The organism is Candidatus Methanoperedens sp., assembly GCA_027460525.1.
In the GTDB taxonomy this organism is placed as follows: Archaea; Halobacteriota; Methanosarcinia; order Methanosarcinales; family Methanoperedenaceae; genus Methanoperedens.
Genome location: JAPZAS010000032.1, coordinates 15,649 through 29,179, shown reverse-complemented (window position 1 = coordinate 29,179; position 13,531 = coordinate 15,649). Strand labels below are relative to the sequence as shown.

The 13,531-nt window shown below is 43.0% G+C and carries 16 protein-coding genes and 1 pseudogene; 3 read left to right on the top strand and 14 right to left on the bottom strand.

Annotated elements, in window-relative coordinates; genetic code table 11:
* The 4 genes from O8C68_11095 to O8C68_11080 all read right to left on the bottom strand — a co-directional run bounded on the left by O8C68_11095 (position 1) and on the right by O8C68_11080 (position 3,395).
* Positions 1–1,284, bottom strand: coding sequence for an isopropylmalate synthase (locus O8C68_11095; protein ID MCZ7396337.1), 1,284 nt, complete (start codon positions 1,282–1,284; stop codon positions 1–3).
* A gap of 78 nt (positions 1,285–1,362) precedes the next feature.
* On the bottom strand, positions 1,363–2,019 hold the full coding sequence (locus O8C68_11090; protein MCZ7396336.1) for an MBL fold metallo-hydrolase: 657 nt from the start codon (positions 2,017–2,019) through the stop codon (positions 1,363–1,365).
* A 33-nt stretch (positions 2,020–2,052) separates the two neighbouring features.
* Positions 2,053–2,592 (bottom strand): metallophosphoesterase, encoded by a 540-nt coding sequence (locus tag O8C68_11085; protein ID MCZ7396335.1) that lies wholly within the window; start codon positions 2,590–2,592, stop codon positions 2,053–2,055.
* Positions 2,589–3,395: a hypothetical protein gene (locus tag O8C68_11080; GenBank protein MCZ7396334.1), complete on the bottom strand. Its 807-nt coding sequence runs from the start codon at positions 3,393–3,395 to the stop codon at positions 2,589–2,591. The genes O8C68_11085 and O8C68_11080 overlap by 4 nt, the downstream gene beginning before the upstream one ends.
* A 184-nt stretch (positions 3,396–3,579) precedes the next feature.
* Between O8C68_11080 and O8C68_11075 the strand changes: the two genes are divergently transcribed.
* Positions 3,580–4,092 (top strand): phospholipase D-like domain-containing protein, encoded by a 513-nt coding sequence (locus O8C68_11075; protein MCZ7396333.1) that lies wholly within the window; start codon positions 3,580–3,582, stop codon positions 4,090–4,092.
* Positions 4,093–4,163: 71 nt separating this feature from the next.
* Here the strand turns inward: O8C68_11075 and O8C68_11070 are convergent, their stop codons facing one another.
* Positions 4,164–4,463, bottom strand: a complete 300-nt coding sequence (locus O8C68_11070) for a hypothetical protein (protein ID MCZ7396332.1) — start codon at positions 4,461–4,463, stop codon at positions 4,164–4,166.
* Between the two features lie 254 nt (positions 4,464–4,717).
* Between O8C68_11070 and O8C68_11065 the strand changes: the two genes are divergently transcribed.
* Complete coding sequence (locus O8C68_11065; protein ID MCZ7396331.1) at positions 4,718–4,894, top strand: hypothetical protein; 177 nt, start codon at positions 4,718–4,720, stop codon at positions 4,892–4,894.
* Between the two features lie 19 nt (positions 4,895–4,913).
* On the opposite strand, the gene O8C68_11060 is transcribed toward O8C68_11065, so the two are convergent.
* Genes O8C68_11060 through O8C68_11050 form a run of 3 tightly spaced genes read right to left on the bottom strand, consistent with a single transcriptional unit; the run spans position 4,914 to position 6,689 of the window.
* Positions 4,914–5,291 carry a hypothetical protein gene (locus tag O8C68_11060; GenBank protein MCZ7396330.1) on the bottom strand — a complete coding sequence of 126 codons (378 nt, stop codon included), beginning with the start codon at positions 5,289–5,291 and terminating at the stop codon, positions 4,914–4,916.
* Positions 5,272–5,652: a DUF5402 family protein gene (locus tag O8C68_11055; GenBank protein ID MCZ7396329.1), complete on the bottom strand. Its 381-nt coding sequence runs from the start codon at positions 5,650–5,652 to the stop codon at positions 5,272–5,274. The genes O8C68_11060 and O8C68_11055 overlap by 20 nt, the downstream gene beginning before the upstream one ends.
* A complete protein-coding gene (locus tag O8C68_11050) occupies positions 5,637–6,689 on the bottom strand; it encodes a U32 family peptidase (protein ID MCZ7396328.1) in 1,053 nt (350 codons plus the stop codon). Before O8C68_11050 ends, O8C68_11055 begins: the two co-directional genes overlap by 16 nt.
* Before the next feature lie 132 nt (positions 6,690–6,821).
* On the opposite strand from O8C68_11050, the gene mmp10 reads away from it, so the two are divergent.
* On the top strand, positions 6,822–8,051 hold the full coding sequence (gene mmp10 / locus O8C68_11045) for a methyl coenzyme M reductase-arginine methyltransferase Mmp10 (GenBank protein ID MCZ7396327.1): 1,230 nt from the start codon (positions 6,822–6,824) through the stop codon (positions 8,049–8,051).
* Here the strand turns inward: mmp10 and O8C68_11040 are convergent.
* The 6 genes and pseudogenes from O8C68_11040 to O8C68_11015 all read right to left on the bottom strand — a co-directional run bounded on the left by O8C68_11040 (position 8,048) and on the right by O8C68_11015 (position 13,517).
* Positions 8,048–8,491 carry a carboxymuconolactone decarboxylase family protein gene (locus tag O8C68_11040; GenBank protein MCZ7396326.1) on the bottom strand — a complete coding sequence of 148 codons (444 nt, stop codon included), beginning with the start codon at positions 8,489–8,491 and terminating at the stop codon, positions 8,048–8,050. The genes mmp10 and O8C68_11040 overlap by 4 nt on opposite strands.
* A 66-nt stretch (positions 8,492–8,557) precedes the next feature.
* A pseudogene (locus O8C68_11035) lies at positions 8,558–9,133 on the bottom strand (RlmE family RNA methyltransferase).
* Positions 9,123–10,061, bottom strand: coding sequence for a class I SAM-dependent methyltransferase (locus tag O8C68_11030; GenBank protein MCZ7396325.1), 939 nt, complete (start codon positions 10,059–10,061; stop codon positions 9,123–9,125). Before O8C68_11030 ends, O8C68_11035 begins: the two are co-directional and overlap by 11 nt.
* Positions 10,062–10,290: 229 nt before the next feature.
* Positions 10,291–10,890: a DUF2150 family protein gene (locus tag O8C68_11025; protein MCZ7396324.1), complete on the bottom strand. Its 600-nt coding sequence runs from the start codon at positions 10,888–10,890 to the stop codon at positions 10,291–10,293.
* Positions 10,891–10,917: 27 nt separating this feature from the next.
* Positions 10,918–11,301 carry a response regulator gene (locus O8C68_11020; protein MCZ7396323.1) on the bottom strand — a complete coding sequence of 128 codons (384 nt, stop codon included), beginning with the start codon at positions 11,299–11,301 and terminating at the stop codon, positions 10,918–10,920.
* Complete coding sequence (locus tag O8C68_11015) at positions 11,298–13,517, bottom strand: ATP-binding protein (GenBank protein ID MCZ7396322.1); 2,220 nt, start codon at positions 13,515–13,517, stop codon at positions 11,298–11,300. The genes O8C68_11020 and O8C68_11015 overlap by 4 nt, the downstream gene beginning before the upstream one ends.
* Between the last annotated feature and the right edge of the window lie 14 nt (positions 13,518–13,531).

Here is a 13,531-nt window from a genome sequence, read left to right as displayed (position 1 = left end):
TTATTTTTTCATGTGCACATCATTGGTACTGTGCTTCTCGATTATCGACTCAAGCATGAAATATTTCTCGACATATTTCTTTAACTCATCATCAGAGATGGCAGAAACGCGCTGCTCCTGGTCGTACAATTTCTGGATCTCAGCCTGGATAGCCCGCACGCGCGGGTCGTTTTTCTCAACCTTTGTTGCGACATGCATCAATTCGTTAAGCGTTTCCTCAACTTTATAGCGTATTACCTCAAGCCCTGAGGAATCGCCTATCATCAGCTCCCTCTTCCCTCCCACAAGTTCAGGCGGGTAAGGCTCATAGGTAAAAGGATTCTTTATGATACCTGCTGTATGGATGCCGCTTTCGTGTGCAAAAATGTTTTTACCCACAACCGACTTATTGCGCGGAACCCTTATTCCGATCTCATTTTCCATGAATCGCGCAAATTCCGTAACAGATTTCAAATCGTACTTCTGGAATCCTTCCACCCTCTGAATTAGGAACAGGACAACCTTCTCAAGCTCTGCATTCCCCGCCCGCTCTCCCAACCCAAGAAACGTCAGGCTTGACCAGTTAGCGCCGTACCAGTATCCCGCAAGGGAGCACGCTACGGATAATCCGAAATCATCATGGACATGTGTCTCGATATTTTTTGCTCCTATCTCACGAAGCCGGCAAACCATACGAGGGATGCCGTACGGCTCATCCACCTCAGGGAAAGGGACGCCATAGCCAACTGTATCGCATAAACGGATTATGCAATCTGGGTCGATATCAAGCAATTTCTCAACAAGCGGGAACACAAAACCTTCATTGTCAGCACGGGTCATGTCTTCAATATGCGCCCTGGTACGAAGCCCGTGATCAACTGCATACTGCAGAGCATCTGTATATTTCTTCCATGCCTCCTCCCGGCTTGAAAGCCCCATTTTATCGAGGATATGAGAATCCGAAACCGACATCAGTATGCCTGTTTCCTTCATCCCATCCATATTGAGAACAAAATCAATGTCCCTGGGATTTGCACGAGCCCATCCTGTAACTTCTGGAAATTCGTAGCCAATGTCAAGCATTCCCTTTACTGCTTCCCTGTCGCGTTCATTGTAGACAAAAGTTTCAAGCTTTTCAATGCCGATTTTATGAAGATACTCGTAAATCTCAAGCTTGTGCTTTTTTTTCATCACTATCCCGGGCATCTGCGAGCCGTCCCGGATGGTGCTGTCACTTATGAAAATCTCCTGTCCCAGCGGCAGCTTGATTCTGGGTAAATCCTCGTATGACCTGTATATCTTCATTGGCTGACTCATGGCATTTTTGATTTATATTACTTGTGCTTCTCATCTTTGCGCGCTTTCTCTTTTGGGGAGTCCCGATCAATCCTCTTCTTTTTTAAGGATTACCACTTCGCAACCAGCCAGCCTTCTGAGCTCCTCGGCGTCTTTTTCGCTCCCGACAATGCTTCCGTAGTGCATCGGTATTGCAAGTTTTATTTTCATATTTTTTGAAGCCCCGGCAGCTTCTTTTGCTGTCATTACATAGGTGCCGCTCACAGGCAGGAGGGCTATATCAGCCTCCACGTCCCGCATCTCGGGTATGAAATCAGTGTCGCCCGCATGATAAATTCTAACTGTGCCTATCTTCAAAAGATAACTGACCTTACCGTCTTCCCTTGGATGGAAAGGTTTTCCAGGAGAGCGGAACTTGTTTATGTTGTATGCAGGAAAGATTATCGCCTTGATGTTGTCAATCTCAACCTCATCCCCGGGCTTTACGAGTTTTATTTCCTTTACCTTTAACCCTTCCAGTGCAGGCTCTGCCATGGGTATTGTAACTATCGTGGTATCTCGGGTTGCTATTTTCCCAATATCCTCAGGACTGCAGTGGTCGTGGTGCTCATGTGTAATGAAAACAACATCCGCCTTTTTCGTGGTGCCTATTCTGAATGGGTCTATGTATATTGTTTTATCGCTCTCTATCCTGAATCCGTCATGCCCTAACCACGCAATTCTAATCCCTTTGTACTCGAACATTGTCTAATTATTTTTACCTGAAACTATTAAAGCTTAGGGTTTACCAAATTGCCTTGCGCTCTCAAGCGCCCCGCACCTCGTTCCCTCAAGGGTGATGATTTTTCCTGAGAGTTTCCCATCTTCAACACTGAGCAAAACTGCGCTCGGTTCGGATAATCTCGGGGCTGTGGGACTTCCAGGGCAAACGAGAAGCACACCCTGGCTTTCAATAACAGGCATGTGAATATGACCAAAAACCAGCACATTCACGCCCATCTCTTTTGCCATGTACCATGCGCCAGTGGTGTCCTGAAGCGAGAGCGCTGCCTCATGGACTATTCCGAGCCTTATGCCCTCGATTTCGATAACCTTCCGCTGCGGAAGCAGTCTCTTTAATTCTGCTTCGTCCATGTTTCCATGAACTGCGGTAAGTCTGCAAATTTCTGAAAGTTCATCGTATGCTGCTTTTGTGACAAAATCGCCTGCATGTATAACCATGTCGGCATCTTTTATTAACCCGATAAGGTCACGGGGCAGCTGGGCAATGAGCGAGCCAGATTTTATATGCGTATCCGCAAGCGTGATTATCTTCATGCGTATCCGTAATCCATGTAGTTCAATTCTTTTTTGACCTCGTGAAGGAAAGCCCTGTATGTATTGGTGGAGAAATCAAGCCAGCCCTTGAAGTCTGAATTTAATTTCTTTCCGATGGCATCTTCCTTTTCAGTCCTGCTCTCCTCGGCAAATTGTTTGAAGTCTTCAAGTTTTTTTTCCATGTACCAGTAAAGAGCTGTTTCGGCAAAGGGTTTGGGGATAAGCGGCGAATGGTAGGAAATTTTTAGCATGAGATGGTTTTCCCTGACAAGCTCTTCTCTGGTTATACCGCTCTTTTCAATTGCTGAATTTTTAGTCTCGTCGCTGATTTTTCGCTTTTCCTCATGTGTGAATTTGCGACTTTCGCTTCTCACGTTTTCCTCGTATATTTCCTTCTGGAGCAGTTCGTGGAAAAGCGCATATTTCAACATGGTTTCGCTGGCTTCTTTCACGTACGTGGTGTTGAGGGTTATTATGGAATACCATGAACCGAGGTAATAGCGCCTGTTCATAGCAACCGCATAATCAAGCACTCCCGGATACGGGGCAAAGATGCTTTGCGAGAACACCACAGCGTCGGTTGAAAGCAGCAGAATGTTGTGAGGCACTATTTTTTTAGCAGGTTCAAGACCATCAGTCCCGAAAACGCATTCGGGGTTTTCCAGATACTGCTCGCTGCGGGAGATTATGCTCCTTATTTCATCGGGCTTCAACTGGTTTACTGTAAAAGCTATATCCTTTGCAGCGGAGCTTATCCACAGCGTGTATTCTTCTTCGAACTTTTCCTTGGAGAGGCTTTGCATGGATGATAAATCGCAAGAGCGGAATAAATAGTTAGCGGCAGAGAATTTTTCCATTCTTTGTCTCTCATGTTCCCTGGCTTTTTGAAAAGAATCAAGATTAATCATATATAGTAAAAGAACATTTTATTAAAAGGAGAAAATAAGGGTTTTCATTGCAATTTAACAATAGATATAGGAGGGTAAAATGGAAACTTTAGACGCAACAGGGACTGTACGCGGTGTGTTTTTCAGCCTGGGAACCACACCGGCAACCAGCGATCCCAAATTTGACTGCGCTTCTGCGGTCATCAGTCTTTTCAATCAGGCGAAGAAAACAGTACATGTTGCCATATATTCTTTGACAGAACCAAATATTGTTAATGCGATGATAGCTGCAAATAAGCGGGGCGTCAAAGTAGCTGTTGTGGCAGATAACACTGAGAGTAAAAATGCGAACATGGCGGCGATGATAAAGAAACTTATTCAGGCAGGTGTTGATGTCCGCCTCGCCGTTCGACAGACAGCCCTTATGCATAATAAAGTAGGCATCTTCGATAGCCAGACAATCTGCACTGGCAGCTTCAACTGGACGAACAATGCAGAGAAGAACAACGATGAGAACCTGTTGGTTGTAGATGGTCTGGATTTGGCGGCTGATTATGAGAAATACGTATTCCAGCGGATATTGCAAAATGAAACGCTTGTAAAAGCTAAATAATTTCAAACTCCTCAAAGGATTTCATGGGATATTTGCGTTAGGTAAAACTCACAGAATACTCCGTGCCCATCTCAGTGGTGGAACCTCGTCCGTGATTCCCTGACCACATGCTCTTTTTCAAGCTTGCTCCTAGTTTGCGCAAATACAGCCCTGATGCGCGCCTCATCGCACAACGCCTCGCCCTCAGCGCATTCCCCGTTTTCTTTGCATTCCTTCGCAAGGCGAAGGGCGCGTTCTTCAAAGTTTGGCAGCGTATCATTCAGCGTATGCTTCAGCCACTCATCGTCCTTGCTCAACACCCCCACAAACATAGATGGGAGAACATCTCTTTCTATGGATTCAAGCCTTTTCCTGACGCTTACTGTTCCCATCAAAACTATGTTAATTTTAGTATGATATAGCTTTATTGGTAGTCCCGAAATCTTTGACTTTATAAACCATCCATTTGGCATGGGAAAACGAAATAAAGTTGTAAAATTAACAGATAAAAAGATCAATTACATCATTCGGGCCAGTTCAGAACTTCCAGTATCAGATGATACTCTACAGTATTTTAATTTAACCGAAATTATTATATAGTAGTAAGTGATATCATGATAATTATAATAATAAGGGCAATCTGAATATGAATGGGTGCAAAGAACGCAAGTGTCCATGCAGAGTGTGGGTGAATTGCCTCTACTATATCGACATGAAAAGACAGGCTTTGAGGCTGAAGAAGAAAGAATACGACTTCCAGAAGTGGTATATGGATAACTTCCGCGGCGAAATAGAGATGGTTGACGCGATTGTAAACGGATGATTAGGGTTCCCTGCCGATATCAGATTTCTACTCTCTCAATGCTCTGATGCATTTCCCTGTAGCGCTTTTTCTTATCTTTTAATTTTTCAAAAGCCTCCTCGTACATCTGTGGTATTATTTCAGGAGTCATCTTAAGCTGGTACTTATCTATCAGGGCACGAAATTCATATTCACAGTTTGCACATAAGTGGATAATTCGGTTACTGTTTGAATCCAGTTTCTCTGGGAGAAGGAGATTCTGATGAATAGAGGCATTGCTTATGTATCCGCAAATCTCGCATTCCACGTACGGCTTGTCAAGTGTATCCAGCTTCAGCCATTTCTCGATGTAGTTATCGATATATTTTTTATTCTTTATCCCGGCTGCAAACCTGGCTTTATCGTTGCGGCTTTGCAAGTATTATCAAGTCCGGTCTTGGTTTTTCAAAACTGGCAAGCTCGTTCCTGCACCTGCTGCATAGTTCTCGAGCCGTAAATGCCACTACCTCGAAAGATCCTGGCAAGGTACGGGCATAGATTAAATGAGGCTTCAAGCCAAGGTTTTTGCTTATTTCCGATAGAACACCCACAAACTGTTCCTGATAAACTTCTATGTCCTCGGTCTGCAATCCCCTCACATCCGCGAGCATGCCGATGCATCCGCATGCGGTTCCAAACACTTTTAATTCTGCAACATAAACAGGTGCCCCTTTGAATTTCCTTATGGTACTTTCAAGTTTTCCACGGCTCTCTGGAATTTTTTCTACGAAATCGCGCATTTTGTTTGTACCTCTCTTAAAGGCAGGGTCTTTCTTTGCATATCCTTGAATTCATAAACCCTTATAATTCTTTCAGCAGTAGCTTTACAGAACCCGCACTTATGACAAAATTTTTTGCAATTCATCCATTGTTTTATTGCGCCCTCTAATTCCTTGTTTGGAATATAGAACATATCGCGCAGCTCACTTGGGCAATCCAGCAGGTCCATTAGATTTCCATCGTACGACCGATTTGAATACGCTTTCATGACATCTATTATCCAGCGTATGGTGTTGGCTCGGCCTGACATCTTGAAGCAATCTATACCCAGAGCCTCGTATGCCCCAAGGTCTTCCGGTCTTATCCAGGGAGATTTTATAACCAGTTCCGGATACCTGACTCTGAATGACATGCACTTTTCATAATAGTAGTCGCTAAAAATATTGGGCTTGTTCCCGACCCCGGTCATGTGGGAGAATAGATTGAAGTGGGAATACCTGAACGGGCATTTATATAAGCAGGCTTCATTCACCAGCAGCCTTAGCTCACAGTCCACAACATCCTTTATGGCTTCCATGATCTCGAAGTCTCGATTTATATTGGTGTCCAGTGTTATGGCATCCGCACCAAGTTCCTTGAAAAACCTTGCTCTTTCAGGCGAATCCACATGTGAAATGGTGGACACCACAACCTTCATATCCGGGAATTCCTTGGCTAGCAATTCTATCAAGTAGGGTTCTGCAACTGTCACCGAATCCACCCCCATATCGTTCAGTTTTCCAAAGTACCATTTGAACATGTTATATCCCTGCGAGGTGAGATGCTGACCGCCCATGCAGGAAGGATTCATGACAATCCCCATTTCCAATTTTTTATCATGGAGGTATTGGGTTTGCTGTTCTATTTCATCCAGCAATGGTGCATGTAAGGTAATTCTTCCACTCCCCAGTACTTCCGGGGTGCCTGCCATATAAACTTCATACGCTTCCTTGGTTGCTTCCCCGCATATTTCTTTTAGTGCTAAAAAATGCCCAGGATGCGGTATCACCAATTTCATTTTGTCACTACTTTCTTAATTGTTCACTTTGATTGATTGCAAATTTTCAAGCTCTTTTTCTCATGGAGCATCATATAGCTTCCCATACCGCTTACAATAGGTTTATTAGAATCTCTCACATTTCATAAAAGCATGGAAATTCTCGCAGACATAGGAGGACGCCCCGGGCTTGACTGCAGGGGTTTTTGCAGGTATTGCTATTTCAAAGGAGTAAAGGAAGTCCCTGCCTTTGGTTGCAAGCACTGCCTTCCCTTCCAGAAAGGCTGTAATTACTGCACCAAAAACGTAAAAGAAGGCTATTTTGGTTTTAAACCGTTGTCCATGGTGGCACAGGAAATCCAGCAGGCGGTTTTTTTCAACAAAAATGTCTCAAAATTCAATGTAAGCGGGGGAGGGGATGTGAGCTGCTATCCCGAGCTTAAATCGCTTGTGAAGTTTCTCTCGCAGTATAAAAAACCCATACACCTCGGCTACACAAGCGGAAAAGGGCTGAATAAAGAAGACGCCCTGTTCTTCATCAATCACGGGGTAAGTGAAGTAACATTTACGGTTTTTGCAACCGACCCTGAACTTCGTCAAAAATACATGAACGACAGGACACCTTTGGATTCGCTTGAAGCGCTTCGCATCCTTGCAGAAAAATGCGATGTTTATGCTGCTGCTGTGCTTATTCCAGGCGTGAATGACGGCGAAGTTCTTTTAAAAACATGCGCCGACCTTGAGGAAATGGGCGTGAAAGGTCTCATTCTGATGCGTTTTGCCAATGCACGCGAGCAGGGCTTGATCCTAAATAATGCGCCTTTGATTGAAGGCATTGTGCCTCATACCCTTTCTGATTTCAAGTCAATCGTTGATGACATGAAAAAGAGATTCAGGTTCCGGGTCACGGGTACGCCGTTATACGACCCCGAGATCGGTTCGCCGTTCGCTATAAGAAATGATAGCGATGCGCTTTCGAAATTGCCAAAAATAACGAAAGAAGCCACTATTATAACAGGTGAAGTTGCGGCGCCGCTGTTGAAAGAGATTTTCGATAAGCTGGGAGGGCTGGTAAATGTCATCCCTGTAAAAAAGGACGTGGGATGCCTGATTACCATCGAAGACATAAAAGCCCTGGATATAAGTCAGATAAAAGAAACGGTTTTCTTCCCCGGCAGGGCGTTCGTTCATGACACTGAAATCAAGAAAATACTATCAAGTGACGGGATAGAGAGGCTGGTGAGAAGAGGTCCTGATATGCTCACCGCGGATGGGGAAATGAGCATTTCGATGGCGAAAGACGAGGTTCTCGCAAGAGAAATAGAGGCTTTCACCGAATTAATCCAGATGATTAATGTACTTGGAACCAGACCGAAATTTTAGCCTTGATACGTTTCTTTCTCTTCTGGCATGCCGCATACCTTGCATTCATCTTTCAGTTCAGAATCCATCGCTCTTGTGCCCTCGGCAAGCGCTGCATTGTTGGATAATGAACCTGCTATGAGTATGGCATCAAATATTTCTTCTTTTGTCGCTCCCATGCGCTGGGCTACACGGATGTGCAGCTTGAGGCAGTGCTCGCATCGAAGCGCTGCTGATACGCCTATGGAGATTAACTCTATCGTTTTCGCATCGAGGCGCTTGAATTCCCGGATTATCTGATTTTCGTAAAGAACCTTCGCAATGAGCAGTTCAGGAGATTGCTTCATAAAATTAAGAATATATGGGATTTCACCGTAGGCTTTTTCAACCTCTTTCAATAATTCCTCGGCTGCTTCCTCGGGTTCTTTCTTTAAAATCCGCTCAAGCTTGCGTAGTTCCATATTTCTAATAAAGCAGTTGCATTTCTATACTAAATAAACATTTTGTATTTATTCTACCGCATCCGGCAGCAATCGCTTTCCTATAACATATATCTCAGCGCTCTGCTTTCTCGAAGCCTCTGGCGAAAAAGCCTGGACTTTCACGAAATGCCGGCGCACCTTATCGAGGAAATCAGGAAACATATCCCCTTGGAACACCTTTACAACAAATCTTCCTCCTGGTTTCAGGAGCTTCCTTGCACACTCAAGCGCTGAGGTTGCAAGGTCGATGGAGCGGGCGTGGTCATAGCTCCAGTTCCCCGAAAGATTGGGAGCGGCATCGCATATCACCACATCCGCCTCCTTTTTAATCAGCTCTTTGATTCTTTCCACGGTGCTGTCAAGACGTATATCCCCTTTTATCGTACCAACGCCCTCGATTCCCTCGATGGGCAGCATATCCACACCCACCACTTTCCCGCCTGAGAGTTCCTTGGCGACCTGGAGCCATCCCCCTGGAGCAGCGCCGAGGTCGACAACAGTATCCCTCTTTTTGATAACATTAAACCTCTGGTTTATCTGTTTGAGTTTAAAAGCGGCACGGGAGCGGTATCCCTCATCCTTGGCTTTTCTGTAAAAATAATCCCTTCTATCACGAGGCATCCTTGTAACCTACATACGCCCACTGGTCATAAATGCCTTTTTCATCGGTATTATCAACCTTCATCCCTGTGATATGGTTTTCCTCAAGTGCGTTTCCAAGAACCTCTATCTCTTCCTTTTTATTTACTGTTAGCATTATCATACCCCCGGGTTTCAGGACTTTAACTGCCTCAGCCATCATTTTTTCCCATATATTCCTGTTAAAAGGATATATCGTACCCAGCATGAAACCAACTATGGTGTCAAATGCATTGTCCTGAAAAAATTCAGAAAGCCGGGTAGCATCAAGTACTATCGTCCTTTTCGGGTCCAGCACATTATGCTCAAGTCCCTGGCATATCTGGCATTTATCGTAGTCTATTGTTATGGGGTCGTAGCCCGATTCGCGAAGCGGCAGCGTGGACATGCCGTTGCCGCAGCATATTTCAAGCAGCTCTCCCCTGAGTTCATATTTATCCAGTAATGCTTTCAATTTGACATTCCGGCTTTCTATATACACCATCTCATACGGTTCCTTGGATATGTGGCAATTCTCGCATAACTGCCTGTTTACCAGTGATAAGGAATAATATTCAATTATTGCTTCGTTAAATTCCTTGCGGGTGGTATTGTATACCTTATTTAACTCTAAATCCTTTGCAATGCTGGAAAATCTCCTGCTGCTTTCATTCGGCACAGGTCTTGAGGATATGAGGTTCGTGAAAATAGCCCGAAACTCTACCGATTCGTCAGTTTCAGGATTGAAAACAACCAATCCGGTTATCTCGCCTTTTTCATCCTTTATCCCATCTATGTCTTCATTCGGTTCTTTCTGGATATTCTCTAAATACTGCAGCGACAATGTGTTGTTTTTTAATGATGCGAAGCTTTCTTCAACAAAATAAATGTTGTCATGTGCCTCAAGCCCTAAAATATCGTGAATAAGCATATCGAATCTACATTATTTTTTAACGTATAGGAATTTATAAACGCATTTTCTTATCCCGCTATTGAATAGATAAGTTGATTTCATATTATTTTATTCTGGATTATCAATCCCGGTCAGATAATTAACCACTGAGGACACAGAGAGCACAGAGAGTTGTTATTTTTTTCTCTGTGTCCTCTGTGCTCTCTGTGGTTTTTTAATATAAACTGCAGATGAGGCGCGACTTGGGTTAATCGCCTTCATCGGGTTCATCATCGCGATAGCTTGAATCGCCCACCATTGCTGCGCTGATAGAATCTATGCCGTCGAGCCATTCAGCCACAAGCCCTTCAGGCACGGCATCGAGCTCTTTTTCTTTGAGCTTTTTCCCGGCAAGGATATTTGCGCCAATCTCTGCAATATTGCCCAGCGCTGCACCCATATTGTCCTCTTTTTCCGCTTCGACCGCGCCCTTTATCAGCTTGCCGAAGGATTTTGTTTCTTCAAATGCCTTCTCTACATAACATTCACATGATGCAAAAACGCCCATCAATGATAACTGCACAGATTCGATCATCATGTCGGTATCTTCACTTATGGGTTCGACTTTTTGGAGGACTATTCCTTTGATTTCCGAAAGATATTGCAGCGCCTCCTCCCGCGATATCAGGTTCTTATCGTATTTTGCTATTATTTTCAGGCATGCAAGAACCACATCATCCTCCATATTAACAAAAACTGCACCTTTTTTCTCATCCTCGATCTTAAAACCGCTTTCTTTTACCTTGCCTATCCAGTTATGCCACCGCTCCTCGGTATAGAACGGCATTATATGTTTTTGTTCCTGCATGATTTCTCCATTTATCCTTGCTTTACTTTAATTTTTGGTTAAACCAACTAATTTCCTTACCTTTCCAATTAATTCATTTTTCCCAAAGGGTTTTGTTATATAATCGTCAGCCTTTAAAACGTGCAGTCCAAGCAATCTATCTATATTCTGTGCCTTGGCTGTCAGAATCGCAATGGGTATCCTTGAATTTTTTTCCCTGATTTTCCTGAATACATCCCATCCGTCCATGTCAGGCATCATAATGTCGAGAAGCACCAGATCAGGTCTTATTTTATCAATTTGAGCCAGGGCTTCCGTTCCGCTTGTGGCAAGAATTGTCTCAAAACCCCCGCTCTCAAGGACTAATTTAACAAGCTCAAGCGCATCAGGTTCATCGTCCACTACAAGCACTTTTTTGATATCGTTATTCATTGTTCCACCGTTTTTGGTAATAAAATATGAAATGTACTTCCCCTATTTTTACTTTCCGCCCAGATTTTCCCGCCATGTGCCTCTACGATATTTTTTGAAATCCATAAACCCAGCCCGATGCCTCCAAATTTTCGCGAGTTTGATGAATCCAGCTGATAGAATCTGTCAAATATCCGCTCCAGCTTGTCTTCTGGAATCCCAATGCCTGTATCGCTGAACTTTAAATGTACGTTTTCAGCTTCTTGCGTTGCTGTTATTCTTATCTCACCTGCTATTGTGAATTTGATAGCGTTATCTACTATATTTGAAAATACCTGCAATAACCTGTCTCTGTCGCCTCTGATAATCAGGTGATCCGGAATATCGATACTTATGGGAAGGTTCTTACTTTTGGCGATATTTTTCGTATCTTCTACAACCGAGGAAACAAGTTCATTAATTTCCACCATCTGCCAGTCGAGTTGAAAATTCATGGATTCGATAAGTGTTGTGTCGAGAAGCGCTCTGATCAATCTGGATAGCCGTTTTGAGTTTCGTAGAATTATTTCTGCTTTATGCCGCTGTTCCTGCGTTAAATTTTCTTCAAGCATCAGCTCTGTAAATCCTATAACTGACGTAAGCGGTGTCCTGAGTTCGTGAGATACATTCGAGAGAAAACTATCTTTCATCTTATAAAGTTCCTTAAGCTTTGAATAGGTTAATTTTAGTTCCACATAAGAATCCCTAAGTTCCTCTTCAAGTTTTTTCTGGTCGGAAACATCCTTGATAACGGTGATGATCTTTTCTACATTGCCGTTCTTGTCCTTGATTGGAATTTTGCTTGTACTGGTGTAAATTTCTTCATCATAGTATCCGGTTTTTTCCTCGCTCAGGAAAGTTTCTCCAGTTTTCAGGACATAATCGTATTCTTTATCAATGTGTTTCTCTTTAAGGACTGGAAATGCCTCAAACAGGTTTTTATTTATTATCTGCTCCTTTTTGAACCTGCCCCTGCCAAGTTTAATTAATTCATCATTAGCAGCAAGGATATTCATGTCTTTATCCACGACGTGGATAGCCAGATTAACATTGTTCAGTATCTCTTCGTTGAACTCATTCAAATATTTTATATTATTGTAAAACGAGATATTTTCTTCCTCAAGCATTTTTTGCTGCGTTATATCCCTGGTTACTAAAATTATGTTTTCTGCTCCTTTTTTATCCCGGAAAAAAGAAGGATTTATTTCCAGTATTTTTCTGTTCCCATTGGCTTTTATCTCATGTATGAACCTGGATGGATTCTCGATTTGCAGTAAATTATCTATAGGGCATTCTTTGCGGTTTTGCGAGCCAAAAATTATTTCATGGCAGCTCCTGCCCAATACATCTTCTTCCTTCAAGCCCATTAACCTTAAAAATGATTTATTAATTTTAATAATTTCATGATTGATATTCATAACAACAATACCATCTTCAATGCTGTTAAACAGCGTTTCAAGGTATTTCTGTGCCATCTCTGTTTCTTCTTTTGATGCGACTAAATCCCTGATTTTTTGATCCAGACTCGAAGCCATTTCATTAAATGTTCTGGCAAGTTCACCCAGCTCGCCGCCAGTTCCTATATCTATCTTCTGGTCGAGGATACCTTTATTTATCCTGTTTGCACCTTCAGTAAGCCTCATGATAGGTTCTGTTAACCTTCTCCCGATGAAATATGCAAATAACCCTCCCAGAACTATCGCTGTTGCAGCCAGTAGCAGCAGCTTTTGCGAAGCTTCACGAATCTGTGCCCTTATTCCGTTTTCGGATAAGCCCACATGAACGTAACCTATATTAGAGAGCGATGCATCAAATTCATGTATAATCCCTTTGTCGGTTTCAAATACATCTTCTCTCTTAACATTCGAAGGTTTACTCTGATTTTGAAGTGCTTTTGGAAAACCTCCCTCAAACGTATGCACAAGCACTATTCCCTGAGAATCTGTCACAAAAATATACTCTATGTCAGGAAAACTATTCCTTGAATCCTCAACCGCCTTTCTGACTCCTGTTAAATCATTTACAAGCAATGGGTTTGTAACCTCCATTGCCAGGTGGTTTGCTATTAAAAAGCCTTTTTCGCGAAAATCCCCTTCAATGATGCCGGTTTGAATATCCTGAATGACCAGATAAGACCCTGTTATTATTAAAAATATTATAACTAATGTCGAAATAATAATCCTGTATCTGAAACTCATTTGACTTTCCTCAT

Bases quoted from the DNA above. Each gene is read 5' to 3' on its own strand.
- O8C68_11050 (MCZ7396328.1), bottom strand. From the start codon at position 6,689: ATGAAATTGGTGATACCGCATCCTGGGCATTTTTTAGCACTAAAAGAA.
- O8C68_11030 (MCZ7396325.1), bottom strand. From the start codon at position 10,061: ATGCTTATTCACGATATTTTAGGGCTTGAGGCACATGACAACATTTAT.
- O8C68_11065 (MCZ7396331.1), top strand. From the start codon at position 4,718: ATGAATGGGTGCAAAGAACGCAAGTGTCCATGCAGAGTGTGGGTGAAT.
- O8C68_11055 (MCZ7396329.1), bottom strand. From the start codon at position 5,652: ATGCGCGATTTCGTAGAAAAAATTCCAGAGAGCCGTGGAAAACTTGAA.
- O8C68_11070 (MCZ7396332.1), bottom strand. From the start codon at position 4,463: ATGGGAACAGTAAGCGTCAGGAAAAGGCTTGAATCCATAGAAAGAGAT.
- mmp10 (MCZ7396327.1), top strand. From the start codon at position 6,822: ATGGAAATTCTCGCAGACATAGGAGGACGCCCCGGGCTTGACTGCAGG.
- O8C68_11015 (MCZ7396322.1), bottom strand. From the start codon at position 13,517: ATGAGTTTCAGATACAGGATTATTATTTCGACATTAGTTATAATATTT.
- O8C68_11085 (MCZ7396335.1), bottom strand. From the start codon at position 2,592: ATGAAGATAATCACGCTTGCGGATACGCATATAAAATCTGGCTCGCTC.
- O8C68_11040 (MCZ7396326.1), bottom strand. From the start codon at position 8,491: ATGGAACTACGCAAGCTTGAGCGGATTTTAAAGAAAGAACCCGAGGAA.
- O8C68_11025 (MCZ7396324.1), bottom strand. From the start codon at position 10,890: ATGCAGGAACAAAAACATATAATGCCGTTCTATACCGAGGAGCGGTGG.
- O8C68_11080 (MCZ7396334.1), bottom strand. From the start codon at position 3,395: ATGCAAAGCCTCTCCAAGGAAAAGTTCGAAGAAGAATACACGCTGTGG.
- O8C68_11095 (MCZ7396337.1), bottom strand. From the start codon at position 1,284: ATGAAGATATACAGGTCATACGAGGATTTACCCAGAATCAAGCTGCCG.
- O8C68_11090 (MCZ7396336.1), bottom strand. From the start codon at position 2,019: ATGTTCGAGTACAAAGGGATTAGAATTGCGTGGTTAGGGCATGACGGA.
- O8C68_11020 (MCZ7396323.1), bottom strand. From the start codon at position 11,301: ATGAATAACGATATCAAAAAAGTGCTTGTAGTGGACGATGAACCTGAT.
- O8C68_11075 (MCZ7396333.1), top strand. From the start codon at position 3,580: ATGGAAACTTTAGACGCAACAGGGACTGTACGCGGTGTGTTTTTCAGC.